The 23,638-nt window shown below is 69.0% G+C and carries 20 protein-coding genes; 7 read left to right on the forward strand and 13 right to left on the reverse strand.

Annotation, left to right across the window (positions count from 1 at the left end; genetic code table 11):
* Window positions 1-295, forward strand: a 295-nt coding sequence (locus tag C1925_RS16465) for an IS3 family transposase (protein ID WP_159097588.1), incomplete at its 5' end; no start/stop codon positions are given.
* Window positions 296-450: 155 nt separating this feature from the next.
* Here C1925_RS16465 and C1925_RS16470 read toward each other — a convergent pair.
* The 3 genes from C1925_RS16470 to gap all read right to left on the reverse strand — a co-directional run bounded on the left by C1925_RS16470 (window position 451) and on the right by gap (window position 5,613).
* Window positions 451-1,827 carry a DUF3999 domain-containing protein gene (locus C1925_RS16470; RefSeq protein ID WP_108769826.1) on the reverse strand — a complete coding sequence of 459 codons (1,377 nt, stop codon included), beginning with the start codon at window positions 1,825-1,827 and terminating at the stop codon, window positions 451-453.
* Window positions 1,824-4,484, reverse strand: coding sequence for a DUF2339 domain-containing protein (locus C1925_RS16475; protein ID WP_108769827.1), 2,661 nt, complete (start codon window positions 4,482-4,484; stop codon window positions 1,824-1,826). Before C1925_RS16475 ends, C1925_RS16470 begins: the two co-directional genes overlap by 4 nt.
* 124 nt (window positions 4,485-4,608) lie before the next feature.
* Window positions 4,609-5,613, reverse strand: a complete 1,005-nt coding sequence (gene gap, locus C1925_RS16480) for a type I glyceraldehyde-3-phosphate dehydrogenase (RefSeq protein WP_079222994.1) — start codon at window positions 5,611-5,613, stop codon at window positions 4,609-4,611.
* Window positions 5,614-5,808: 195 nt separating this feature from the next.
* Here gap and C1925_RS16485 point away from each other — a divergent pair, with 195 nt between their 5' ends.
* From C1925_RS16485 to C1925_RS16495, 3 genes are all read left to right on the forward strand, one after another.
* Window positions 5,809-6,438 carry an OmpW family outer membrane protein gene (locus C1925_RS16485; RefSeq protein ID WP_108769828.1) on the forward strand — a complete coding sequence of 210 codons (630 nt, stop codon included), beginning with the start codon at window positions 5,809-5,811 and terminating at the stop codon, window positions 6,436-6,438.
* Window positions 6,439-6,932: 494 nt separating this feature from the next.
* Entirely contained in the window at window positions 6,933-7,751 is an 819-nt protein-coding gene (locus tag C1925_RS16490) for a S1/P1 nuclease (RefSeq protein WP_108769829.1), read from the forward strand.
* 10 nt (window positions 7,752-7,761) lie between these two features.
* On the forward strand, window positions 7,762-8,562 hold the full coding sequence (locus C1925_RS16495) for an MBL fold metallo-hydrolase (protein WP_108769830.1): 801 nt from the start codon (window positions 7,762-7,764) through the stop codon (window positions 8,560-8,562).
* Window positions 8,563-8,605: 43 nt separating this feature from the next.
* On the opposite strand, the gene C1925_RS16500 is transcribed toward C1925_RS16495, so the two are convergent.
* From C1925_RS16500 to C1925_RS16510, 3 genes are read right to left on the reverse strand one after another with little or no spacing between them, the layout of a single operon-like run.
* Entirely contained in the window at window positions 8,606-9,169 is a 564-nt protein-coding gene (locus C1925_RS16500; protein WP_108769831.1) for a hypothetical protein, read from the reverse strand.
* A gap of 8 nt (window positions 9,170-9,177) precedes the next feature.
* Window positions 9,178-10,440, reverse strand: a complete 1,263-nt coding sequence (locus C1925_RS16505) for a TonB family protein (RefSeq protein ID WP_108769832.1) — start codon at window positions 10,438-10,440, stop codon at window positions 9,178-9,180.
* Window positions 10,433-10,798: a BlaI/MecI/CopY family transcriptional regulator gene (locus tag C1925_RS16510; protein WP_108769833.1), complete on the reverse strand. Its 366-nt coding sequence runs from the start codon at window positions 10,796-10,798 to the stop codon at window positions 10,433-10,435. Before C1925_RS16510 ends, C1925_RS16505 begins: the two co-directional genes overlap by 8 nt.
* A 117-nt stretch (window positions 10,799-10,915) precedes the next feature.
* Between C1925_RS16510 and C1925_RS16515 the strand changes: the two genes are divergently transcribed.
* From C1925_RS16515 to C1925_RS16525, 3 genes are all read left to right on the forward strand, one after another.
* Window positions 10,916-11,473, forward strand: a complete 558-nt coding sequence (locus tag C1925_RS16515; protein WP_108769834.1) for a flavin reductase family protein — start codon at window positions 10,916-10,918, stop codon at window positions 11,471-11,473.
* Window positions 11,474-11,507: 34 nt separating this feature from the next.
* Window positions 11,508-13,460, forward strand: a complete 1,953-nt coding sequence (locus C1925_RS16520; RefSeq protein WP_108769835.1) for an acetyl-CoA hydrolase/transferase C-terminal domain-containing protein — start codon at window positions 11,508-11,510, stop codon at window positions 13,458-13,460.
* 74 nt (window positions 13,461-13,534) lie between these two features.
* Complete coding sequence (locus C1925_RS16525; RefSeq protein ID WP_108769836.1) at window positions 13,535-14,083, forward strand: NADAR family protein; 549 nt, start codon at window positions 13,535-13,537, stop codon at window positions 14,081-14,083.
* Between the two features lie 122 nt (window positions 14,084-14,205).
* Here the strand turns inward: C1925_RS16525 and tkt are convergent, their stop codons facing one another.
* The 7 genes from tkt to C1925_RS16560 form a co-directional block, all read right to left on the reverse strand.
* Window positions 14,206-16,203, reverse strand: a complete 1,998-nt coding sequence (gene tkt / locus C1925_RS16530; RefSeq protein ID WP_108769837.1) for a transketolase — start codon at window positions 16,201-16,203, stop codon at window positions 14,206-14,208.
* Between the two features lie 174 nt (window positions 16,204-16,377).
* Window positions 16,378-17,712, reverse strand: a complete 1,335-nt coding sequence (locus C1925_RS16535) for a dicarboxylate/amino acid:cation symporter (RefSeq protein WP_108769838.1) — start codon at window positions 17,710-17,712, stop codon at window positions 16,378-16,380.
* 57 nt (window positions 17,713-17,769) lie between these two features.
* Window positions 17,770-19,464: a BatD family protein gene (locus tag C1925_RS16540; RefSeq protein ID WP_108769839.1), complete on the reverse strand. Its 1,695-nt coding sequence runs from the start codon at window positions 19,462-19,464 to the stop codon at window positions 17,770-17,772.
* Window positions 19,461-21,260: a VWA domain-containing protein gene (locus C1925_RS16545; protein ID WP_254051339.1), complete on the reverse strand. Its 1,800-nt coding sequence runs from the start codon at window positions 21,258-21,260 to the stop codon at window positions 19,461-19,463. Before C1925_RS16545 ends, C1925_RS16540 begins: the two co-directional genes overlap by 4 nt.
* On the reverse strand, window positions 21,257-22,261 hold the full coding sequence (locus C1925_RS16550; protein ID WP_108769841.1) for a VWA domain-containing protein: 1,005 nt from the start codon (window positions 22,259-22,261) through the stop codon (window positions 21,257-21,259). The genes C1925_RS16545 and C1925_RS16550 overlap by 4 nt, the downstream gene beginning before the upstream one ends.
* Complete coding sequence (locus C1925_RS16555) at window positions 22,258-22,707, reverse strand: DUF4381 family protein (RefSeq protein WP_108769842.1); 450 nt, start codon at window positions 22,705-22,707, stop codon at window positions 22,258-22,260. The genes C1925_RS16550 and C1925_RS16555 overlap by 4 nt, the downstream gene beginning before the upstream one ends.
* Window positions 22,704-23,633, reverse strand: a complete 930-nt coding sequence (locus tag C1925_RS16560; RefSeq protein WP_108769843.1) for a DUF58 domain-containing protein — start codon at window positions 23,631-23,633, stop codon at window positions 22,704-22,706. The genes C1925_RS16555 and C1925_RS16560 overlap by 4 nt, the downstream gene beginning before the upstream one ends.
* Window positions 23,634-23,638 lie beyond the last annotated feature (5 nt).

Raw genomic sequence — 23,638 nt, forward strand, 5'->3', positions numbered from 1 at the left:
CCACTCCGACCAAGGCTGGCATTACCAGCACGAAAAATACCGCCACACGCTCGCAAAGCACTCGCTGAAACAGAGCATGTCCCGGCGCGGCAACTGCCTGGACAATGCGGCCATGGAGAGCTTCTTCGGGACGCTGAAGTCGGAATTCTTCTACCTGAAGACCTTTGACAGCATCGAAAGGCTGGAAGCCGGGCTAATGGAGTACATCCGGTACTACAACGAAGACCGTATCCGATTGAAACTAAAGGGCCTGAGCCCGGTAAAGTACCGGCAGCAGGCCGCGTTGGCCGCCTGATCCCCCAACTGTCCAACTTTTGGGGGTCACTTCATGGATGGGTTCACGGCGTCCCCTGCCCAGCCCACCCGCCCGGCCTACCTCGCAAGGCCAGTCGACTAACAGTCGACTCTACCAACCGCCCACCCACGAGGGGCTGCGCCGTTCGCCGGAACCTACGCCGAAGGCGCAGGCTTCTGCCGCAGCAGGCTGACCGCCAGGCCACCCACCACCAGCACGCCCAACCCCAGCAGCGCCCACAACAACCACGCCTTCCAGTCGCGCTGCGGCTTCAACGCGGCATCGCCAGCCAGCGTCTCCGGGCCGCCTTCCAGCCGCGCCAGCGTCGGCTGCCACGACGGGTCGTTGCGCTGGCGCAGTTCCTCGATCAGCACCGCGATCGGTGCTTCGGCGCGGCGTGCGGTGGCGCTGCCCACGGCCAGCGCGTACGGCGCCGCGCCCTGGCTCAGGAACACCATCACTTCCGGCTGGTAGCCCAGGCGCAGGGTCGGTGCCGTGGCCGTTTCCACCGGGCTGGCCACCAGCTTCCAGTAGCGGTCGCGCCAGATGCCGCCCAGGCTCTGCGCGGCCGACTGCTGGCGCTGGCCCACGGCCCCCTGCTGCACCTGGTAGGCGATCCACGGTGCGCTGAGACGCTGCCATTCCGCATCGGCATCGTCGCGGCTGTACAGCGTCCACTGCACCAGGCTGTTGTCGGTGCTGGCCACGTCGGCCTTGCTGACCGGGAACCGCCCATCGAGTTCGAAGGTGTATTCACCCTTGCCGGCAGCAGTGGGTTCCAGCGACAGCCACTCCCACGGCAACGTCGCCGGCGCCGGCGGCAGTTCGGCCAGCACGCTGCGCAGGGCCGGCAGGCGCGCGTCGCCCTGCGGCAGCACGCGCAGGTAGCGTGCGTTGCCATCCACCTGCAGGCGGCGCTGCAGCAGGCGCTTGCCGGCGCGCTGCAGATCCACCAGCGGCACGTCGCGCGCGACCGCGCGCCAGTGCTGCAGGTCGTCGCTGGCATCCAGCTGTACCTGCGCCTGCAGCGGTTGCCCGCTGTCGGCCCAGTCCAGCACCAGTGCGGCCAATGGCTGCTGGCCCAGCACGCTGGCATCGATCAGCCAACCACCCTGCCCGTTCGCCACGGCACCGCCGCCCACGCGCGCTTCGACCCGGCGCACGCGGCCATCGGTGTCGCGCTCGGTCAGCAGCTGCAGGTCATTGCGCTGCGCTTCGGCCAACGGCGGCAGCGCGAACCACGGCAGCTCGCGCTGCACCGGCGGCTGTGCCAGTGGCTGGTCCGGCGCCAGCAGCGCCGAGGGCAGTGCCTGGCCGGCGGCGTTGAACACCTGCAGGTCGCCGAGGTCGGCGCTGCCGGCGCGGCGGTAGATGGCCGGTTCCAGCACCACCCGGTAGGCACCGGACTGCGCGCTGGACAGGCTCAACGGCCACTGCTCGGCGTAGTGCGCGCGGTAATCGGTGGCCTGCGCCGAGGCGACGCCGGCCAGGGCCAGCAGGATCGGCAGCAGTGCCGTGCTCCACTTCTTCATTGCGTGTTCTCCACGGTTGGCGCGGTGCCCGGGGGCGCCGGCGCCAGATAGCCCACGACCGTGCACAGCAGGCCGTAGGCGATGAACGATGCGATACCCAGCAGGTTGCCCAGGTGCTGGCGGTCGATCAGCACCAGCTTGGCCAGGACCACGGCCATCAGCACGGCGCCCACCATCCACAGCACGCGCTGGCCCCGGCGCGAGCCCCAGACCCAGGCGATCACGCCGAGCACGCTCCACAGCACGGTCAGGCTGGTCTGGGCCAGGCTCTCGCGGGCCATCGACGGCGCCCAGGGCACACCGCCCCAGTGGTGCACGCCATGCAGCACGGTGCTGGTCAGGGCGATGAACCCGGCCAGCGCCAGCAGCGGCACGCGCAGGCGCTGCAACAGCGCCGGGGCCTGGCCGCCGAACAGCCAGCGCGCGGCCAGCAGCAGGCTCAGCCACTGCGCCAGCTCGGCCGGGTTCAGCACCGGCAGCCACGGCAGCGGTGCGGCATCGCCGGCGAGGGTGATGCCGATCCACCAGGCGCAGGCCAGCACGCCGAACACCACGCTCTGCAACGCCACGCGCGCAGCATCGAAGGCGTCACCCAGCGGCCAGCGCAGCCACGTCCAGCGCCACAGCGACAACGCCGCCAGCAGCAGCCACGGCAGGGTCACCAGCAGCGCGCACCAGCCCTGGGCCAGGTGCGCGGTATCGCCGCCCCACAGCGCAAGCAGGGACAGCAGCGACGGCCACAGCAGCCACCACAGGAACTGGGCGATACGGGCCACACCGTCGCCGCCCTGGCGCAGGCACAGCAGGGTGCGCACGCCCAGCACGGCGAACACCGCCCAGCCCAGCGCGCCGTAACCGGCAAACGGCTGCTGGTGCGCATCGCTCTGCAGCAGGGCCAGCGGGAAGCCGGCGGCCAGCATCACCAGTGCGGTCATGCCCAGCGCGCGGGCCGGCTGGCGACGCTGCACCTCGGCCGCCAGCCAGGCGGTGACCGCCGCCAGCACCAACAGCGCGTCGGCCTGCGCCGCGTGCTCGATGAAGCGGCCGATCTCATGGACGAATCCGCCCAGCCACCACAGCAGGCCCCACAGGTAATAAACCACGGCCACGTCATGCCGCGCGCGGCGCTGGTAGCTCCACGCACTGGCGAAACCGGCCACGGCCAGCAGCAGCGCACCGATGGCGGTGGGGTTGAGCAGGAACCGCGTGTCGCCGTGCCAGTAGTCGGCGCCCACCACGAACGCGAACGCGGCGCCGAGCTGCAGCAGCGCAGCCGCCACCTGCGGCAGCCAGCGCTGCTGCCGCAGCCCCAGCCAAGCCAGGCCGGCGCCTTCCAGCGCGAACACCGCACCGGTGGCGCGCGCCGACAGCGCCAGCGGCACCGCCAGGGTGGCAAAGCCCACGGCCAGCACCGCGTGCGACTGCGCCAGCACGCTGTACGAGGCGCGGTGGATCAGCGCGCGCGCCAGCACGGCATAGATCGCGGCCAGGCCCAGCGCGCACAGCGCCAGCGTCATCGGCTGCTCGTGCAGCATGCCGGCCTGCAGCGAGAACGCGATCAGCGGCGTGCCGAACACCAGGCTGCCATCGACCAGGTCGCGGCGCTCGGCCGGCTGGCGGCGTGCGTACAGCAGCGGGATCAGCAGGTAGAAGGCGAAGAACAGCAGCAGGAACGGCTCGGTGCTGGCGAACTTGTCGGCGCGGTACTGCAGCACGCCCCAGAACGTGCCGATGCCGAAGGTGAAAGCAAAACCCAGCAGGTTGAGCGCGCGCCACGGACGGAACCAGGCGATGGCGAAGATGCCCGCGTTGAGCACCGCGTAGTAGCTGAACAGGCCCACGTGGTTGCCGCTGCCGGTGGACAGCCACAGCGGCGCCATGAAGCCGGCGAGGATGCCGAGCACCGCCAGCGTGCGCGAGTTCTGCATCACGGCCAGCACGCACAGGCCCGCCACCAGCAGGATCGAGCTGGCGAAGGCGAAGCCGGGGTTGATGAGTTCAAAGCGCTTGAACGCGGCGAAGATGGTCAGCAGCAGCACGCCGATGGCGCCGCCCTGCAGGGCCAGCGCGAACAACCGGCGGCGTTCGCGCTGGTGCCAGCCGAAACCGAGCAGGCCGAGTGCGCCAACGGTAATGCCGGCCAGGCGCAGCTCGATCGGCACCACCAGCCACCCCTGGTCGCTGACGTACTTCAACAGCGCGGCGACGCCGGCCAGCAGCACCAGCATGCCGATCTTCACCGGCACGTTGCCTTCGGTGAACCAGCGCTTGACCGCGCCCACGGCGCGTTCGATCACGTTGGGCATCGCCGGTTCCGCTGGCAATGGCGGCCATGCCGGTACCGGCGGCGGTGCGGCGGGTGCCGGTGCGGGCGGCGCAACGGAGGGTTCGGGGGGCCGGACCGGCGGCGGCGCGGCAGCGGCCGGGCGCAGGAACGGCGGTTCGCTGGTCTCCGCGGCGGCAGCGGCCGCCCGCGGTGGTGGCACCGGGGCCTCGGCTTCATGCCGCGGTGGGGCGACGGCCGTGATGCCCTCTGCCAGCGCGCTTTCCAGCGCGGCCACGCGCCGACGCAGGCCGGCAATCATCACCAGCGCCACCACCAGCAGCAGCGGTATCGCCAGCAGCGCCAGAACCAACAGGACGATCAGTGCTTCCATTCTTCGTCTACCCCAACGCAGCCGCGCCCCAGCGGCAGCGGTCCGTGGCCCATGCTACGTCAGCCGGGCCCATATACGACGAACCCCGGCCAGGCCGGGGTTCGTGAGCGGATCTTCGCGGGCCTTACTTGGCCGCGACGACCTTGGCCATTTCCAGGCACTTGTTCGAGTAGCCCCACTCGTTGTCGTACCACGACACGAGCTTGACGAAGGTACCGTCCAGGGCGATACCGGCGTCGGCATCGAACACGGAGGTGTGGGTTTCACCGACGAAATCGGTGGCCACCACCTTGTCTTCGGTGTAGCCCAGGATGCCCTTCAGCGCGCCTTCGCTCTGTGCCTTCACTTCGGCGCAGATCTCGGCGTAGGTGGCTTCCTTCTCCAGCTCGACGGTCAGGTCGACCACCGACACGTCCGAGGTCGGGACGCGGAAGCTCATGCCGGTCAGCTTCTTGTTCAGTTCCGGGATGACCACGCCGACGGCCTTGGCTGCGCCGGTGGACGACGGAATGATGTTTTCCAGGATGCCACGGCCGCCGCGCCAGTCCTTGTTGGACGGGCCATCGACGGTCTTCTGGGTGGCGGTGGCCGCGTGCACGGTGGTCATCAGGCCGCGCTTGATGCCCCACTTGTCGTTGATGACCTTGGCCAGCGGGGCCAGGCAGTTGGTGGTGCACGAGGCGTTGGAGATGATCGCCTGGCCAGCGTAGGTCTTGTCGTTCACGCCGAACACGAACATCGGCGTGTCGTCCTTCGACGGGGCCGACAGGATGACCTTCTTGGCGCCCGCGTCGATGTGCTTCTGCGCGGTTTCCTTGGTCAGGAACAGGCCGGTGGCTTCCAGCACCACGTCGGCGCCGACTTCGTCCCACTTCAGGTTGGCCGGGTCGCGTTCCTGGGTCAGGCGGATCTTCTTGCCGTTGACCAGCAGGTCGTTGCCCTGCACGGCCACGTCGGCCTTGAAGCGGCCATGCACGGAGTCGTACTTCAGCATGTACGCCAGGTAGTCCGGCTCCAGCAGATCGTTGATGGCCACGATTTCGATGTCATCGCCGAAGTTCAGCACCGCCGAGCGCAGGACGTTGCGTCCGATGCGACCGAAACCGTTGATACCAACCTTGATTGCCATGTTCAGAAGCTCCTGCAGCCGCGACAGGTGCGGCGGGATGGATAGGGCCCACAAGTCTAGCAGCACCGCCCTGACCACCGCGGGCCAGCACCCGGGGGCTGGCAGGCGGCCAGACAGGATTTGATCCGGATCAAAGCGTTAGCGCGGCGTGAGGCCGAGACTGGCCACATCCACCCCGCAACGAGAACACCCCCCATGCGCAAGACCTCCCCCCTGATCCTGGCCGGCCTGGCCGCCGCCGTCTCGCTGGCCGCCGCCCCGGCCATGGCCCAGTCCAAGGGCGACTGGACCGTCTCGGCCGGCGTCCACCAGGTCGCCCCGAAGTCGAACAACGGTTCGCTGGCCGGTGGCACCCTGAAGGTGGACGTGGACAACGACGTCAAGCCGACCATCACCGGCGAGTACTTCATCGCCGACAACCTTGGCATCGAAGTGCTGGCGGCCCTGCCGTTCAAGCACGACATCAACATCAACGGCCTGGGCCGGGTGGGCAGCAGCAAGCAGCTGCCGCCGGTGGTCACCCTGCAGTACCACTTCAACAGCGCCGGCAAGGTCTCGCCGTTCGTGGGCGCGGGCCTGAACTACACGACCTTCTTCAGCGAGGACACCACCGGCGCGCTGGCCGGCAGCAAGCTGAAACTGGAAGACTCGTGGGGCCTGGCCGCACATGCCGGCGTGGACTTCGCCATCGGCGAAAAGGGCGCGCTGCGCGTGGACATGCGCTGGATCGACATCGACAGCAAGGTGAAACTGGATGGCGAGAAGATCGGCACGGTGAACATCGACCCGCTGGTGTACGGCGTGTCGTACGTCTTCAAGTTCTAAAGCGGTGTATTGAGTGCGGGGGCTTCGCCCCCGCTCCCCCGCTACACGCAAAACCCTCGCAGCATTGCCCCGGTGATTGCCGGGGCTTTTTTGTTCCTTGGACTGAAGCAGTTCCGGAGCTGGGGCAAGGCGGGGAGCGGAGCCAGGACACGCCGTAAACCCATCCCTGGGGGCTCGATGGCGCCATCCATGGCGCCAACGGTCCCGGCTCCGCTCCCCGCCTCGCCCCTTCCCACCACCGCGCGCGTGCCAGCTCAAGCAAGAACAAGAGCTTTGTTTTTGACGTTGCCTTTGACGTTTGCATCCGCCTCCGCAGCCATGTTTGATGGGGGCTGAAGGGGCAGGCGCTGCGGGACCGTCCGCGGCATGGATGCCGCGGCCGAGCTTACAGGGACGTACTTGCAGCGTGTCCCGCAGCGCCTGCCCCTGCAGCCAGCCCACAGCAGACAGGAACGCGCCGCTCTTCAATCCACCTACCCCGCTAGAATGGGCGCATGAAAGCCCTGCACTCCCTGATCCTCGCTGCCGCCCTCGCGCCGGCCCTGCTGACCCTGTCCGCCCCCGCCCATGCCTGGGGCGCGCAAGGCCATCGCCTGGTGGCCGAAGTGGCCGACACCCGCCTCAACCCGGCCGCACGTGCCGAGGTCGACCGCCTGTTGGCCGCCGAGCCCGGCGCCACCCTGGCCAGCATCGCGCCGTGGGCCGACCAGCTGCGTGCCAAGGATCCCGGCCTGGGCCGTCGTTCCGCCGGCTGGCACTACGTCAACATCGCCGAGGACGGCTGCCAGTACGAGCCGGCCAAGCACTGCAAGAACGGCAACTGCATCGTCGAGGCACTGAAGGCGCAGAGCGCCATTCTTGGCGACCACAGCCTGACCGACGGCGAGCGCCTGCAGGCGCTGAAGTTCGTCGTGCACATGGTCGGTGACGTGCACCAGCCGATGCACGCCGGCTACGGCCACGACAAGGGCGGCAACGATTTCCAGCTGCAGTTCGGCAACCGCGGTACCAACCTGCATTCGCTGTGGGACAGCGGCATGCTCAACACCCGCAAGCTGGATGACGCCGGCTACCTGCCGGTGCTGCGTGCGTTGCCGGCACCGAAGCTGGCGCGCCAGTCCAACCCCCAGCGCGACCCGCAGCGCTGGGCCGAAGCCAGCTGCCGCATCTCGGTGCAGCCGGGCGTGTACCCGGCCACGCACAAGATCGGCGATGAATACACCGAGCGCTATCGCCCGGTGGCCGAAGCACAGCTGCGGCTGGCCGGCGAAAATCTCGCGCAGCTGCTGAACCGCGTGCTCGGCACGCGCTGAGGAGGTTCCGATGGCGGTCCAGGTCCAATCCTTCTTCCACCGCGACAGCAATACCTTCAGCTACCTGGTCGTCGACCCGGCCAGCAGGGAGGCGGCGCTGATCGATCCGGTCCTGGATTACGACCCGGACACCGATGCCAGCAGCGACGCGCCGGTGCGCCCGCTGCTGGAGGCCATCGAACAGCAGGGCCTGCAGCTGCGCTGGCTGCTGGAAACCCACGCCCATGCCGACCATGTGTCGGCCGGGCGACGGCTGAAGCAACGCTTCCCGCAGGCGACCCTGGCCATCGGCGAAGGCATCCGCGCGGTGCAGGCCACGTTCGCGCCGCGCTACGGCCTGCAGCTGGCGGCGCAGGATGCGCACTTCGACCATCTGTTCGCCGATGGCGAGACCTTCGCGCTGGGCCAGCTGCAGGGCCGCATCATCGCCGTGCCCGGCCATACCGGCGACAGCATCGCCTACCTGATCGACGATGCGGTCTTCACCGGCGATTCGCTGTTCATGCCTGATGGCGGCACCGCCCGCTGCGATTTCCCCGGCGGTGATGCCGCGCAGCTGTACCGCTCGATCCAGCGCCTGCTCGCCCTGCCCGATGCCACCCGCGTGTTCGTCTGCCACGACTACGGCCCGGGTGGCCGCGCGTTCGCCAACGAAACCACCATCGGCGAACAGCGCGCGCACAACATCCACGTGCACGACGGCGTGGATGAAGCGGCATTCGTCAGCGTGCGCGAAGCGCGTGATGCGACTTTGGCCGAGCCGAAGCTGATGCAGCCGGCAGTGAAGGCCAACATCGTAGGCGGCGCCTGACCACAGCCGTGGAAAGCCGCCGGGCGTGGCCCGGCGCTACCCTTTACCTGCCCCGCGTGCGTACCACGTGCTGGCCCTTCACGATCTCGAAGGTGAAGGCGTACTGCAGGGTGACCGCCACCGGTTCAATGCTGTCGGCGCCCTGGCAGTCGCTGCGGTCCTTGGGCTCTTTCCCGGGCGCGAAACGGCAGACCGCCGCTGACGAGTACTTCCACTGCGCGACCGCGTCCCGTGCGGCCTGCAGCAGCGGTCCGTTCTCCGCCACTGTCCCTGCGCTGCATTCACTGCGGTCGGTCAACGGCTGGCTGCGTTCAACCCGCCCCTGCGCGTCGACCACCACCTGCAGGCAGACCGTGGTGGGTGGCAGCGAGGTGCGTGGATCGCTCGCGCCGACCACCGGGTCCGGCGCCGCGTACAGCTGCGGCATCCGGTAACCCTCGCTGGCGGCCAGCGCATACGGCTGGATCTGCCCAGCACCACCGCCGGCATCGGGCTGCAGGCGCTGGTGGCCGACGTTCTCGCTGCGGGTGTCGACCGTGGTCACGCGCTCCTGGGTGGCGCAGCCGGCCAGCAGCACCGCGGCGATGCACAGCGGTGCGCTCTTCATCGCTGCCTTCACTGCGTCTGGCCGCCGGCAGCCTCGGTGTTGTCCATGGCGTAGGTGATCGGGATGCGCAGCTTGCCGGCCACCGCCTTGCCATTCTTCATCGCCGGCGTATAGGTCCATTTGCGCGCCGCTGCGATCGAGGCGGCTTCAAACACGCCGGGATTGGTCGCACTTTCCACCTGCACGTCAGTGACGTTGCCTTTGGCATCGACGGCCACGATCAGGTTCACCACACCGATCAGGCCCTTCTCGAACGCCTCGGACGGATAGGCGGGCGGTGACATCTTCTGTGCCTGGACCGGGCTGTCCAGGCCGGCCTTGGCGGCATCCGCTGCGGCGTGCTGGAACGGCTCGGCGCTGACCGACGGCGTGCCCGTCACCGCGCCCTGGCTGGCCCAGGCCAACGCAGCAACACCCATGCACAACCCCACCAGCAACACCTGGCCGGACACCTTCGGCAATGCCTTCCGCTGCGACTGCTTCAACATGGCGATACGCTCCTTCAACACGGGTTGGCTGCGCCAATGACAGGCCATCGGTGCAACCGGGTGGACCAGCTGCGCCTTCAACAGCGTGCTGGCATAAAGACGGCGCTGCGTCGGCTGCGCGGCAACGGTGCGCGCATCGCAGGCCAGTTCCTGGTCGCGCAGGAAGCGGCGCGCAGCCCAGGGCAACAACGGGTGGAACCAGAACACGGAACGTGCCAGCAGCAGGGCGCCATTGGCCCAGTGGTCGCCATTGCGGCGGTGGCTGCGTTCGTGGCGCAGGATCAGCGCCTGTTCGTCGGCATCAAACTGCTGGTCGAAGTGCGGGCCGACCACGATGCGCGGCTGCCACAGGCCGACCAGCGCGGGCAGGCCGGGGTCAGCGCTGGCCTGCCAGCTGCCATCGCCGCGTGCCTGCAGCGTGCCCAGGCCGCGCTCGAAGCGGCGTTGTGCGCGCAGTTCGCGCGTCAGGTGCAGGCCCGCGCCCAGCCCCCAGGCCAGGGCCAGCAGCCACGGCCACATCGGCAGCTGCGCGGCGGCGCCCTCGACCGCGCCGGGCACCACCTTCAGCGGCAGCGTCGGCACATGCTGCAGCACCGGCAACGCCCGCAATGCCGGCAGGGGCAGCAGCAGGGCCGCCAGCAGCAGCGGCAGCAGCCACCAGCTGCGGTAGGCCAGCTCTGCGCCGCCCAGCTTCACCAGCAGTGGCCGCGCGGCCGCCAGCAGCAGCACGCCCAGCGCCAGCCACAGGCTGGCCTGCCACAGTCCATCGAGCAGCTCATTCATCATCCATCTCCTGGATCAGCTTCTTCAGTTCGGCAATGTCCTGCGCACTCAGCTGGCCGCGCTCGCTGAAATGCGCCACCAGCGGCGCCACCCGGCCATCGAACACGCGGCCGATGAAATCCTGGCTCTGCGTTTCCACCCAGGCCTGGCGCTGCAGCAGCGGCTGGTACAAGTAGCGGCGGCCATCGCGCTCGGCGGCGATCGCGCCCTTGGTCAGCAGGCGGTTGAGCAGGGTCTTGATGGTCGGCTCGGCCCATTCGCGGTGGGCCAGTGCGGCCACCACGTCATCGGCGCTGCGCGGCGCCTGCTGCCAGAGCACCTCCATCACGACGGCTTCTGCTTCGCTGATCGGGGTCATGGTTTACATCCGTAATCGACAGCCCGATTACGCGCGTAATCGAATCCGATGTCAAGCCCTCGACCGCAGGTTCATCCGGCCTGCCCCAGCATCGGCCCTTCTGCCCCGGGAGCCTGCATGAAGCCGCTGCGCAAACTCGACTTTCCGGTCGAACAGGCCCGCCGCTTTCTCGAGCCCGGCCCGATCGTGCTGGTCAGCACCGCCGCGGGTGGCCAGCGCAACCTGATGACGCTGGGCTGGCACATGGTGATGGGCTTCTCGCCCTCGCTGCTGGCCACCTACATCTGGAACGAGAACCACAGCTTCGCGCTGGCCCGCGACAGCCGGCAGTGCGTGATCAACGTGCCGGGCGTGGAGCTGCTGGATACCGTGGTGGACATCGGCAACTGCAGCGGCCGCGACGTGGACAAGTTCGCGCGATTCGGCTTGGATGCGGTGCCCGCCCGCGACGTGGCCGCGCCGCTGGTCGGCCAGTGCCATTCCAGCTTCGAATGCCGGCTGCACGACGACAGCCAGGTCAAGGCCAGCAATCTCTTCATCTGGGAAATCGTCCGCGCCCACGTCGCGCCGCGGCCGAAACTGCCCCGTACCTTCCACTACCGCGGCGATGGCCAGTTCATGGTGGCGGGCGCGGAAATCTCGCGTCGACGGCGGTTCAAGCCCGACATGCTGTAATGCCAGCACTCCCCCTGCCGCAGGACCGCCACGCATGACCGAACACCTGACCGACCTGGACGCCGCCGTTGACTGGCTGTTCGCGCGCGTGGAAGGGCCGCTGCGGGTGGGCGCTCCGCTGGCACTGGGCAAGCCGCACCGGCTGCTCAATGCGCTGTATTCGCGGGTGGAGGGGGATCCGTCGCGGCCGCTGCAGCTGTACACCGCGCTGTCGCTGAACCCGCCGCAGGCGCGCGGCGATGGCCTGGAAGCGCGCTTCATGGCGCCGTTCGTGCAGCGCCATTTCGGCGAGGATTTCCCGCGCCTGGCCTACGCCGATGCCATCGCCCGCGATGCGCTGCCGCCGCATGTGGAGGTGGAGGAGTTCTACATGCAGTCCGGCGCGCTGCTCGGCTCGCGGCAGGCACAATCCAGCTATACCAGCCTGAATTACACCCATGCCGCTGACGCCGTGGCACAGCGCGCACCGCAGGTGATCGTGCAGAAAGTGGCGATGCGCCCGGACGACCGCCGGCTCTCGCTGTCGTGCAACAACGACATTACCCAGGACACCCTGGATGCGATGGCGGCGCGAGGCCTGCCGCGCCCGCTGCTGGTGGCCGAGATCGACCCGCTGCTGCCTTACCTGGGCGGCACAGCCACGGTCGATGTGTCCTTCTTCGATCTGGTGATCACCCCGCCACCGCCCTACCCGGCACTGTTCGGCCTGCCGCGGCAGCCGGTGGCTGATGCGGACTACGCCATCGGCCTGTACGCCAGCGCCCTGGTGCGCGACGGCGGCACGCTGCAGATCGGCATCGGTACGCTCGCCGATGCGCTCAGCCATGCGCTGGTGCTGCGCCATACCGACAACGCGCGCTACCGCCGCGTGTTGAATGCCCTGGACCCGCAACTGGCCAGCCATCCGCTGGTGGAGGAAATCGGCGGCCTCGATCCGTTCGAGGTCGGCCTGTACGGTTGCAGCGAAATGCTCAACGAAGGCTTCCGCCGGCTGGTGCAGACCGGCGTCATCCGGCGCAAGGTGCACGATGATCTGGCGCTGATGCAGCGCATCGAGAACGGCAGCACGCTGTCCATCGACCATGCCACCTTGGAAGCCGAAGGCGAGTACCTGCACGGTGCGTTCTACCTGGGTTCGCCCGAGTTCTACGAATGGCTTCGTACCCTGCCCGACGACGAGCGCAGCGCGATCGGCATGCGCCGCATCAGCGAGATCAACCAGCTGTATGGCGGCAATGAAACGCTGGAACGCCTGCAGCGCCGCCATGCGCGCTTCTTCAATTCCTGCATGATGGCCACCGCGCTCGGGGCAGCGGTGTCCGATGCGCTGGATGACGGCCGCGTGGTGTCCGGCGTGGGCGGGCAGTACAACTTCGTGGCGATGGCGCATGCGCTGCCCGAAGCACGCAGCGTGCTGATGTTCCGCGCCGCGCGCGACGACAAGGGCCAGCGTGCCTCGAACGTGCGCTGGAACTACGGGCACACCACCATTCCGCGCCACCTGCGTGACATCTACCTCAACGAGTACGGCATTGCCGACCTGCGCGCGTTGACCGACGACGACTGCGTGCAGGCGATGACCGCGATCACCGAGGCACCGTTCCAGGCGGGCCTGCTGCAGCAGGCCTATGCATCGCGCAAGCTGCGCACCGGGCGGCACCCCGAACCGCAGCGCGAACAGCGCAACACACCGCAGGCGCTGGCGGCGGCGCTGGCACCGTTCCGTGCCGATGGCACCCTGCCCGACTATCCGCTGGGCAGCGATTTCAACGAGATCGAGCAGGTGCTGGTGAAGGCACTGGGCTGGCTGAAATCAAACACGCAGACGCGCGGCGAAAAGCTGCGCACGCTGTGGGCCGCACTGCGCCAGCCCGCCGGCGATGGCGACGCGGTGTACCTGCAGCGCATGGGCCTGCAGGCACCGAAGGATCTCGGCGAGCGCATCAACGCACGCCTGCTGCGCCTGGCCCTCGCCCGCACCGCATGAGCAAAGGTAGCGCCGGGCCATGCCCGGCGAATGCCGTTATCAGTGCGCCGTTGCTCACGCTGTATCCTGTGGCGATGAAAGACGATTCCCGTTTCCTGCATGACCTGCAGCAGCGCCAGGCTGCAGGTGAAGACCTGCGTTACCTCTGCTTCTGGGGCCACCAACCGCCGCGCAGCGGCGTGTCCGCCTCGTGCTTCAGCCAGTGGTATGACGCCGGCTTCGACATCGATGGCGTGCACTACCGCACCGCCGAGCACTACATGATGGCCGGCAAGGCGCGCCTGTTCGGTGCCACCGACCTGCTCGAGAAAATCATCGCCAGCGCCACGCCGGACAAGGCCAAGGCGCTCGGCCGCAAGATCGAAGGCTTCGACGAAGCACGCTGGACGCAGGCCCGCTACGACCTGGTCGTGGAAGGCAACAAAGCCAAATTCGCGCAGAACCCGGAACTGGGCGCGTTCCTGCGCTCGACCCAAGGCTGGGTGCTGGTCGAAGCCAGCCCGGTGGATTTCATCTGGGGCATCGGCCTGGCCAAGGACCACGCCGACGCGCACAACCCGGCACAGTGGCGTGGGCTGAACCTGCTGGGGTTCGCGCTGATGGACGTGCGCGCGGCGATATAAAAAAGGGGACGGAGGGGATTAAGTCGTTTGTGCACAAACGACTTAATCCCCTCCGTCCCCTTTTTGAAAACGAGAAAGGCCGGCTTGCGCCGGCCTTTCCCTTTCCTGCTTCGCGGGGCTGCTTACAGCGCCTTGGCGGCTGCCACCACGTGGTCGGTGGTGATGCCGAAGTGCTTGAACAGCTTGTCCGCCGGGGCCGAGGCACCGAAGGTGTCGATACCGATCACCGCGCCGTCCAGGCCGACGAACTGGCGCCAGAAACCGGTGACGCCGGCTTCGATCGCCACGCGCTTGCGCACGGCGTTGGGCAGCACCGATTCACGGTAGGCCGCATCCTGGCGCAGGAACACGTCGGTGGACGGGATGGAGACCACGCGGGTCTTCAGGCCGGCGGCGTCCAGCTGGGCCTTGGCTTCGGTGGCCAGCGAGACTTCCGAACCGGTGGCGATCAGGATCACGTCCGGGGTACCGGCGGCATCGGCCAGCACGTAGCCACCGCGCTCGATCTGCGCGATCTGCTCGGCGCTGCGCGGCTGGTGCGGCAGGTTCTGGCGGCTGAACACCAGGCAGCTCGGGCCGTCCTGGCGGGTGATCGCGGCCTTCCAGCTCACGGCCGACTCGACGGCATCGCACGGGCGCCACACGTCGTTGTTCGGGATGTAGCGCAGCGAGGCCAGGTGCTCCACCGGCTGGTGGGTCGGGCCGTCTTCGCCCAGGCCGATCGAGTCGTGGGTGTAGACGTGGATGGCGTGGGCCGGGATCAGCGCGCTCATGCGCACGCCGTTGCGGGCGTAATCGCTGAACACCAGGAAGGTGGCGTCGAACGGAATGAAACCACCGTGCAGGGCCAGGCCGTTGGCAATGGCGGTCATGCCGAACTCGCGCACGCCGTAGTACACGTAGTTGGCGTTGGCGTCATCGCTGGCGACCGACTTGCTGCCCTTCCACAGGGTCAGGTTCGAATGCGCCAGGTCAGCCGAACCGCCGACGATTTCCGGCAGCAGCGGCGCGAAGGCTTCGATGGCCAGCTGCGAGGCCTTGCGCGAAGCGATGGTGGCGCCTTCAGCGGCGACCTTGGCGATGTAGGCATCGGCCTGGGCGACGAAGTCGGCCGGCAGCTCGCCATGCGAACGACGGGTCAGCTCGGCGGCTTCGGCCGGGAACTGCGCGGCGTACTTGTCGAACTGCTGCTCCCACTCGGCCTGGCGCAGGGTACCGGTACCGCCGGCACGCCAGCCGGCGTAGATCTCTTCCGGAATCTCGAACGGGCCGTAGTTCCAGTCCAGCGCCTTGCGGGTGGCAGCCAGCTCGTCCTTGCCCAGCGCGGCGCCGTGGCTCGATTCCTTGCCGGCCTTGTTCGGCGAACCGAAGCCGATCGTGGTGCGGCAGCAGATCAGGGTCGGCTTGTCGCTCTGCGACAGCGCGGCCTCGATGCCGGCCTTGATGCTTTCCGGGTCATGGCCGTCGACATCGCGCACCACGTTCCAGCCGTAGGCTTCGAAACGCTCGGGGGTGTTGTCGGTGAACCAGCCCTCGACGTTGCCGTCGATGGAGATGTGGTTGTTGTCCCAGAAGCAGACCAGCTTGTGCAGGCCCCAGGTGCCGGCCAGCGAAGCGGCTTCATGCGACACGCCTTCCATCAGGCAGCCATCGCCCATGAACACCCAGGTGCGGTGGTCGACAATTTCCAGCTCCGGGCGGTTGAAGCGCTGTGCCAGCAGCTTCTCGGCCAGGGCGAAGCCCACGGCGTTGGCGAAACCCTGGCCCAGCGGGCCGGTGGTGGTTTCCACGCCCGGGGTCTCGTGGCGTTCCGGGTGGCCGGCGGTGTGGCTGCCGAGCTGGCGGAACTGCTTGAGCTGCTCGATCGGCAGGTCGTAGCCGCTCAGGTGCAGCAGCGCGTACTGCAGCATCGAGCCGTGGCCGTTGGACAGCACGAAGCGGTCACGGTTGAACCACTGCGGGTTGTTCGGGTTGTGCCGGAGATAGTCGTTCCAGAGCACTTCGGCGATATCGGCCATGCCCATGGGCATGCCGGGATGGCCGGAATTTGCGGTTTCAACCGCATCAGCGGCAAGGAAGCGGATGGCGTTGGCCAACTGGCGACGGGTAGGCTGCGTCATGGTTCTGTCGGAATCGGGAGGCGGCCGCGAAACTGCGGGCGCGCCATTGTCCCACAGACGCCCGGCAGGGTCAGGTCAACGTTGCCCATAAACGAGACGGGGTCGGAGCCCTTTCCTTGCGGAGAGGGATCCGACCCCGTTCAGGCTCTGCCGGCCAGCGGCCGGCACTACCGATCAGTTGTCCAGACGGGCTGCGGCAGCAGCCGCCTCGGCCGGGGTGTCGGCCGCTTCGCCCTTGGCCACCAGGGTGGTCAGGGCCAGGTCGCCGGTCACGTTCAGGGCGGTACGGCACATGTCCAGGAAGTGGTTGACGCCCAGGATCAGGCCGATGCCCAGCGGGTTCACCCCCACCATGGCGCAGATCATCGCCACCACCGGCAGCGAGCCGGACGGCACACCCGCGGTACCGATGCCGCCCAGGATGCAGACCGCCATCACCATCACCTGCTGGCCGATGGACAGGTCCACGCCGAAGAACTGGGCCAGGAAGATGACCGTCACGCCCTCGAACAGCGCGGTGCCGTTCTGGTTGGCGGTGGCGCCCACGGTCAGCACGAAGCGCGAGACGCGCTGCGGCAGGCCCATCTGGTCGGCCACGCGCAGCGCGGTCGGCAGGGTGGCGTTGCTGGAGGCGGTGGAGAAGGCCATCACCGTCGCTTCCTGGGTATCGCGGAAGAACGACAGCGGCGAACGGCCCGACAACCACACGGACACGCCGTAGGTCACGAACATGTGCAGGGCCAGCGCCAGCACCACCACGCCCACGTAGGCGCCGAGGCGGAGGATCAGCTCGAAGCCGAACAGCGCAGCCAGGTTGAACATGAAGCAGGCCACCGCATACGGGGCCAGGCGGATGACCAGGTTGATCAGGGTCATCGAGATTTCGAACACGCCTTCGATGGCGCGACGCAGCGGGGCGACCTTCTCTTCGTCGGTCAGCACCATGCCGATGCCGAACATCAGCGCGAAGAACATCAGCGACAGGATCGCGCCGTTGTCCGATGCAGCCTGCAGCACGTTGCTCGGCACGATCGACAGCAGCATGTCCATGCCCTTGGGCGTGCCATGGATGCCGGCCACGATCTCCTTGCTGCGCTCGGCGTTCTCCGACAGCATCAGCGCGGCCGTCTGCGGGTCGACGCCGGCGCCCGGCTTGAGCACGTTCACCAGCACCAGGCCGATGCCCACGGCAATGCCGGACAACAGAATGGTGTAGGCCAGGGTCTTCCAGCCGATGCGGCCGAGGGCGCGGATGTCGCCCATCTCGGACACGCCCATGATCAGCGCCGAGAAGATCAGCGGCACGATCAGCATGAAGATCAGGTTGAGGAACAGACCCGACGCCGGCGTGGTGATGTAGTCCATGACCCACTTGGCACCGGCCTGCAGACCATCGACGCTGCCGCCCAGGGCATGCACGGTCAACCCCAGGATCAGGCCGATCGCAAAGCCGATGCCCATCTTCCAGTGCAGGGGCAACTTCTTCTTGTCGGCAGCAGCTGCTGTCATACGCGGCATTCCTCGAAAAATGAATCTACTCTAACAAAGCGCGCAAGCCGCGCCGGTTCAGGGTCGCTGCGTGGGGTACAGCGGCGCCAGCCCAGTGTCGACGGCTTTCTGCGGCGCCGACCAGTGCGGTCCGTCACGGAAGCACTCGCGCAGGCGCGCACGCAGCACCGAGGCTTCACCCTGCCCGCCCCAGCGCGCGGCCTGCAGGTCCAGCAGCACCTGTCGCTGGGCCGGATCGGCCAGGCGCTCGATCACCTGCTCCAGGCGTTCGACCCCGGCTATCGCACACAACTGCGCCTGCACCTGGTCGAAGCCCTCGCCGTCGAGTGCGCGGCGCAGCTCGGCCACGCTGCCACGCGATGCGCCGCTGTGGCCGGTACCTGCGGTGATCGGTGCGCCGGCAGACGGTGCGCGACGGCCACGGCGCCAGCCCCAGGCCAGGGTCAGCAGCCACAGCACGGCCAGGCCAATGGCAGCCGCGATCCAGGGCCACGGGCGCGCAACGGCCGCGCCGAGCGGCACTGCCGTTGCTGCGGCCGGCTGCGCGTCGTCGCCGGGCAGCGCGGCCTGGGTATCGAGGGGCTGGGGCGCCGGGGTGCCACTACGTCCGGCGGCCACCGTCAGGGTCAGGTCCGGCAACGTGGCCTGCTCGGCGTTGCCGCTGTCCACGTTCCACCAGCTCACCTTCGGCCCCGGCACCACCAGCGTGCCGGCCTGGCGCGGCACGATCGAATAGCGCCGGGTGATCTTCAGGCGCGGCGTGCTGCCGCTGAAGGTCTCATCGTACTGGGCCGGTTCGGCAAAGACCTGCCCGGCATCGCCCACGTCGGGCACCGGCAGATCGGTGAACTGGGCGCGGGTCGCACCGTTGGCCACCGCCTCGACCACCACGGTGGCCGCTTCGCCCGCACGCGCACTGCCCGGCGCCGTGGTGTAGCGCAGCTGCAGGCCGTGCAGCGGCAACCAGGGCTGCGGTGCCTGCGCCGGCTGCGCGCGCACCTGCAGGGTGCGCTCGGGGGCGACGGCATTCATCCGCCCGTCGCCGCCGGCACCGAAGAAATCATCGAAGAAGCCACCAGCCGTGCGCCCGTTGAAGCGCGCACCGGGCAGCCGCAACGGCCCGCTGCGTTCGGGAATCAGCAGGAAGCGGCGCTCCACCACGTTGTAGCGGCGGCCATTGACCTGGCGCACGTCGGTGCGGTCCTCGCCCACCCGCTGCAGCGAGGCACCATCAGGCGTATCCAGCACCAGCTCGCCCGAGGCCAGCTGCGAGGCGAAGTACAGGCGCACCACCACGCCCACGCTCTGCTGCACGTAGGGCTGCGCGTCGTCCACGTCGGTCTCGACGAAGGCGGCGGCATTGCTCTGTGCGGTGGCTGCCGTGCCGGTGCCCACCTGCAGCTGCAGCGGTTCGGTGCGCTGGCTGCCGACCTGCAGCGAGGGCACCAGCAGGGTGCCGCTGCGGCGTGGGGTCAGCGTCACCGAGTACACGTTGCGCTGCTGCATGCTGCCGTTGCTCCATTGCACCTGGCGGTTGCTGCCCTGCGCGCCGAGGACGAAGTCTGCATTCAACGGCGCAAAGTCCGGGCTGCCCTGGTCGGTTTCCACCTGCAGGATGACCGGCTCACCGAGGGTGGTGCTGGCCGGGTCGAGCCACGCACGCGTCTGCGCCAGCGCGGCGGACGGCAGCCACACCAGCAGCATCGCCAGCAGCACCGTCACCTGGAATGTCCTGCGCGGCACGCCGATCATCGCCCTTCCCTCTTTCTACGTTCGTTTTCCAGCTGGAACTTGGTCCGCAGCAGCGAGCCCGGGTCATCGGGCACGCGACGCATCCACGCCTCCACTGCCTGCTGTTCCTCGCGCTGCTGCGGCGTGCGGCCGTCGCCACGCGTGGTCGGCTTGCCCTGCTCACCGGGCCTGGACTGCTGCATGGCCTGCTGCATGCGCTGGCGCTGTTCGGCGTCGGCCTGCGCCTGCGCCTTCGCATCGGCGGCCTGCGGACCGGCATCCTGCTTGTCCTTGTTGTCGCCGGGCTGGCCCTGCTGCGGCGGCTGTTGATCCTGCTGGCCCTGCTTCGGATCCTGCTGGCCCTGTTTGCCCGGTTGACCCGGCTGCTGGTCCTGCTTCGGCTGCGGCGGCTGCTGGCCCTGCCCCTTGTCCTGGTTGGAGCGGTTGTTCTGGTCCTTGTTAGACGGCGGCTTGCGCTTGCGCGCGGCATCGACCACCGCGCGGTTGGCCACTGCATCGGCCATGCCCGGATGCTTGGCCAGCGCGCGGTCGTAGGCGGCGATGGCACCGTCGTAGTCGCCCTGGCGCGCCAGCGCGTTGCCCAGGTTGTACAGGCCGGCATCACTGTCGATGCCTTCGAAGCGTGCGCGCGCGGTGTCGAAATCACCGTTGCGGTAGGCCTGCACACCTTCCGCGATGCGTTCGTGCTCGCGCTGGTCGGCGCGCTGCCAGAGCGTGCCGGCTTCTTTCGCCGGCGCACTTTGTTGCTGCGCGTGCAGGTTGCCAGCCAACGGCAGCAGGCCCACCGCCAGCACCGCGGCCAGCACCGCGCGGCGGCGGAACGCCAGCAGGGCCAGCAGCATCAACGGCGGCAGCAGCCAGTAGCCTTCATCCTGCCACTGACTGCCCTGCCCCGGGCCCTGCCGCGCGGTGCCATCGCTGGCATCCAGCACATCCAGTGCACGCAGGTCGCGATCATCGGCAGCGATGCGCGCGTACTGGCCGCCACCGGCGGTAGCCACCGTGCGCAGGCTGCCTTCATCCAGCGCGGCCTGGGCGATCTGCCCGGAGCCATCGCGGTAGGCCGCACCGGTGGGCGTGCCGAGGCCCAGCACCGACACCTGCAGGCCGAGACTGCGCGCCTGCGTCGCGGCGAGCGCGGCGGCGGCATCGGCCTGGTCGCTGATCAACAGGATGCGCCCACGCAGCGTGCCGGTCTGCCGCAGCAGCTGGGTCGCCCAGTCGATGGCGCGGTCGGCATGCTGTCCATCGCGCGGCATCACCTCCGGCGACAGCGCATCCAGGTACAGCGCCACGTTGGCGGTGTCATCGGTCAACGGTGCGACGGTGTAGGCGTCATCGGCATACACCACCAGACCCACCTGGCCGCCCTGCCGCGCACGCAGCAGCGCGCCGATCTTGGCCCGTGCCTGCAGCAACCGCGACGGCGGCAGGTCGGTGGCGGTGATGCGGCTGGACAGGTCCAGCACCACCACCAGCGGCGTGCCGGCCTGGTACATCGGCTGTGCCTGCTGGCGCCAGCTCGGGCCGGCCAGGGCCAGCACCGCCAGCGTCCAGCCCAGCAGGATGGCCCAGGGCAGGCGCGCACGGCGGCGCCCACCCGCGGCCAGCAGGTGCGACAGCAGGTGCGCGTCGACCGCCTGCCGCCACGCATCACTGCGGCGCTGCCGGTACAGCGTGGCGGCGATGATCAGCGGCAGCGCAAGCAGCGCCCACAACCACCCGGGCCGCAGGAAATGCAGTGCGCTCCAATCGGGAAGCGCGGCGTGGAATGTCTGCAGGAACGTGGCGATCATCGGCGGCGCTCCGGCCACAGCCATGCCAACGCACCCAGCAACAGCGCCAGGCCCAGCGGCCAGGCATAGCGTTCATTGCGCGGGCGCAGGCTTGGGCCCTTCGCCGCGATCGGTTCCAGCCGGTCCAGCTCGGCGTAGATGCCGGCCAGCTCGTCGGTATCGCGGGCGCGGAAGAAACGGCCGCCGGTCATTTCGGCGATCTTTCGCAGGGTGGCTTCATCCACCGGGTCGCGGTCACTGGCGATGGGGATGCCGAACAGACGCATGCTGCCATCGCTGCCGAAGGCGACGGTATGCACGCGCACGCCTTCGGCACGCGCAAGCTCGGCCGCGCGCAGCGGCTCCAGCACACCGGCATTGCTGACGCCGTCGGTCAGCAGGATCAGTACACGCTGCCCTTCCGGCTGGCTGCGCAGGCGCTTGACCGCCAGCGCGATGGCATCGCCGATGGCGGTCTCGCGCCCGGCCAGGCCGACCACGCTGTCGCGCAACTGGTCGCGCACGCTGGCCAGGTCAGGGGTGATCGGGGTGAGCGTGTAGGCACGGTCGCCGAACACCAGCAGGCCGACGCGATCACCGGCGCGGCGGTCGAGGAAGTCGGCCAGCACCGCCTTGGCCGCGGTCAACCGTTCCACCGCCTGTGAACCAAGCACCATGTCCGGCTCGCTCATGCTGCCGGACACGTCCATCGCCAGCATCATCTGCCGACCTTCCTGCGGCGGCGTGATCGCTTCGCCCAGCTGCTGTGGACGCGCCATCGCCACGCACAGCGCGGCCCAGGCCAACCACAGGATGATCGTGCGCAGCCAGGACGCATCGACGCGTCCGCCGCCGGCCAATGCCTGCAGTTCGCCCGGCGAATACGGCACGCGCAGGGCGGCGCCGGGTTCGGCGCGGCGTTTCCACAGATGCATCAGCAGCGGCAGCGGCAGCGCCAGCAATGCCAGCGGCCAGGCCAACTGCAGGTCCGGCCAGGGCCAGTAACTTGCCAGCAGGCTCATCGGCGGCGCTCCTGCAGCAGCTGCAGGTACCGTTCGCGTGCCCAGCGGCGGACCTCGGCCACGTCGTCCGCGGCCACCTGCGGGCGGTACGCGCCTTCGGCCAGCAGCCTGCGCTGCGGCTCGCCCAGGTCGTCCTTCGGGTCGATCCGCTGCCACCAGGGCTGGTCATGCAGCGCTTCGCTGCCCGGCTGGGCCAGGCGCGCGGCGCGGCGCAGCAGGCCGGCGATGGCGGCCAGTTCGGCCGCTGCGGTGGGCGTGGCCTGCAGTTCCTGGTCGAACTGCTGCAGCCAGCGTTGGCGCCTACGGCGACGACGCTCACGGATGAAGAGCACGATGCCCAGCACCAGCAGCACGGCGCCGATCAGCAACAGCCAGCCCGGCGCCGGTGGCCACCACGAGGGCGACGGCGGCAGTGCGACGTCGCGCAGTGGCAGGGCCGCGCTCACGCCGGCACCTCGGTCGGTGCAGGTGCCAGCCACGCGTCGCTGGGGGCATCGGTGGAGAGGATCTGCACATCCACCCGGCGTGCGGCCAGCTGCTGGCGCATGGCCTGCAGCGGTTCAACGAAGTGGGCGCGCCAGTGGTCCTGCACCTCGCTGCGGCGCAGGTCCAGGCCGATGCGCTGCTGCGCCGCCAGGAACTGCAGCGGTGCCGAGGGCGGCTGCAGTTCCAACGGATCGACCAGCAGCAGCAGGCTCAGGTCATGGTGCTGGGCCAGCGCACTCCAGCGCGCCGGGGCGATGCGCATGGCCTGCTGGGGATCGGCCAGCACCAGCATGCGCGCGCCGGGGCGCAGCACGCGGCCGGCGTGGTCCAGCGCGCGCTCCAGGCCGAGGTCATCGGCGGGTGGTTGCGCGTACCAGCGGGTCAGTGCGTCGAGCACGCGCAGCACGCCACGCGGGCCGCCGGCGGGAGCGATCGGCGGTTCACGATCACTGCCACGCAGCGCGCCGATACGGTCGCCGCGACGCTGCGCGGACCAGGCGGCTACGGCACCGGCGCGCGCGGCTTGCACCGACTTGAAGCGCACGCGCGTACCGAAATACAGCGCCGGCGAGGTGTCGGCGACGATCAGGCTGACCCGCTCGCGCTCGGCCTGGAACAGCTTGGTGTGCGCGCGACCGGTGCGCGCGGTCACCCGCCAGTCGATGTGTCGCGCGTCATCGCCGGGTACGTATTCGCGCGACTCGGCGTATTCCATGCCGCGTCCGCGCAGCGGTGACGGTGCCTGGCCGGCATTGCCCACGCGCCCACGGCGCGGCGGCGGCGGTCGCTGCGCCAGCCGGCGCAGGGCCACCAGCTCGGCCAGCTGCGGGCGCAGGCCATCGCCTTCGGCCACGCGGGCGCTGTGCGGCGGGGAAGGATCGGACATGTGCA

Source organism: Stenotrophomonas sp. SAU14A_NAIMI4_5 (assembly GCF_003086795.1).
Lineage (GTDB): Bacteria > Pseudomonadota > Gammaproteobacteria > Xanthomonadales > Xanthomonadaceae > Stenotrophomonas.

Bases quoted from the DNA above. Each gene is read 5' to 3' on its own strand.
- C1925_RS16515 (WP_108769834.1), top strand. From the start codon at position 10,916: ATGAAGCCGCTGCGCAAACTCGACTTTCCGGTCGAACAGGCCCGCCGC.
- C1925_RS16500 (WP_108769831.1), bottom strand. From the start codon at position 9,169: ATGAAGAGCGCACCGCTGTGCATCGCCGCGGTGCTGCTGGCCGGCTGC.
- gap (WP_079222994.1), bottom strand. From the start codon at position 5,613: ATGGCAATCAAGGTTGGTATCAACGGTTTCGGTCGCATCGGACGCAAC.
- C1925_RS16475 (WP_108769827.1), bottom strand. From the start codon at position 4,484: ATGGAAGCACTGATCGTCCTGTTGGTTCTGGCGCTGCTGGCGATACCG.
- C1925_RS16495 (WP_108769830.1), top strand. From the start codon at position 7,762: ATGGCGGTCCAGGTCCAATCCTTCTTCCACCGCGACAGCAATACCTTC.
- C1925_RS16535 (WP_108769838.1), bottom strand. From the start codon at position 17,712: ATGACAGCAGCTGCTGCCGACAAGAAGAAGTTGCCCCTGCACTGGAAG.
- tkt (WP_108769837.1), bottom strand. From the start codon at position 16,203: ATGACGCAGCCTACCCGTCGCCAGTTGGCCAACGCCATCCGCTTCCTT.
- C1925_RS16550 (WP_108769841.1), bottom strand. From the start codon at position 22,261: ATGAGCCTGCTGGCAAGTTACTGGCCCTGGCCGGACCTGCAGTTGGCC.
- C1925_RS16560 (WP_108769843.1), bottom strand. From the start codon at position 23,633: ATGTCCGATCCTTCCCCGCCGCACAGCGCCCGCGTGGCCGAAGGCGAT.
- C1925_RS16540 (WP_108769839.1), bottom strand. From the start codon at position 19,464: ATGATCGGCGTGCCGCGCAGGACATTCCAGGTGACGGTGCTGCTGGCG.
- C1925_RS16520 (WP_108769835.1), top strand. From the start codon at position 11,508: ATGACCGAACACCTGACCGACCTGGACGCCGCCGTTGACTGGCTGTTC.
- C1925_RS16470 (WP_108769826.1), bottom strand. From the start codon at position 1,827: ATGAAGAAGTGGAGCACGGCACTGCTGCCGATCCTGCTGGCCCTGGCC.
- C1925_RS16545 (WP_254051339.1), bottom strand. From the start codon at position 21,260: ATGATCGCCACGTTCCTGCAGACATTCCACGCCGCGCTTCCCGATTGG.
- C1925_RS16505 (WP_108769832.1), bottom strand. From the start codon at position 10,440: ATGAATGAGCTGCTCGATGGACTGTGGCAGGCCAGCCTGTGGCTGGCG.
- C1925_RS16490 (WP_108769829.1), top strand. From the start codon at position 6,933: ATGAAAGCCCTGCACTCCCTGATCCTCGCTGCCGCCCTCGCGCCGGCC.
- C1925_RS16510 (WP_108769833.1), bottom strand. From the start codon at position 10,798: ATGACCCCGATCAGCGAAGCAGAAGCCGTCGTGATGGAGGTGCTCTGG.
- C1925_RS16525 (WP_108769836.1), top strand. From the start codon at position 13,535: ATGAAAGACGATTCCCGTTTCCTGCATGACCTGCAGCAGCGCCAGGCT.
- C1925_RS16485 (WP_108769828.1), top strand. From the start codon at position 5,809: ATGCGCAAGACCTCCCCCCTGATCCTGGCCGGCCTGGCCGCCGCCGTC.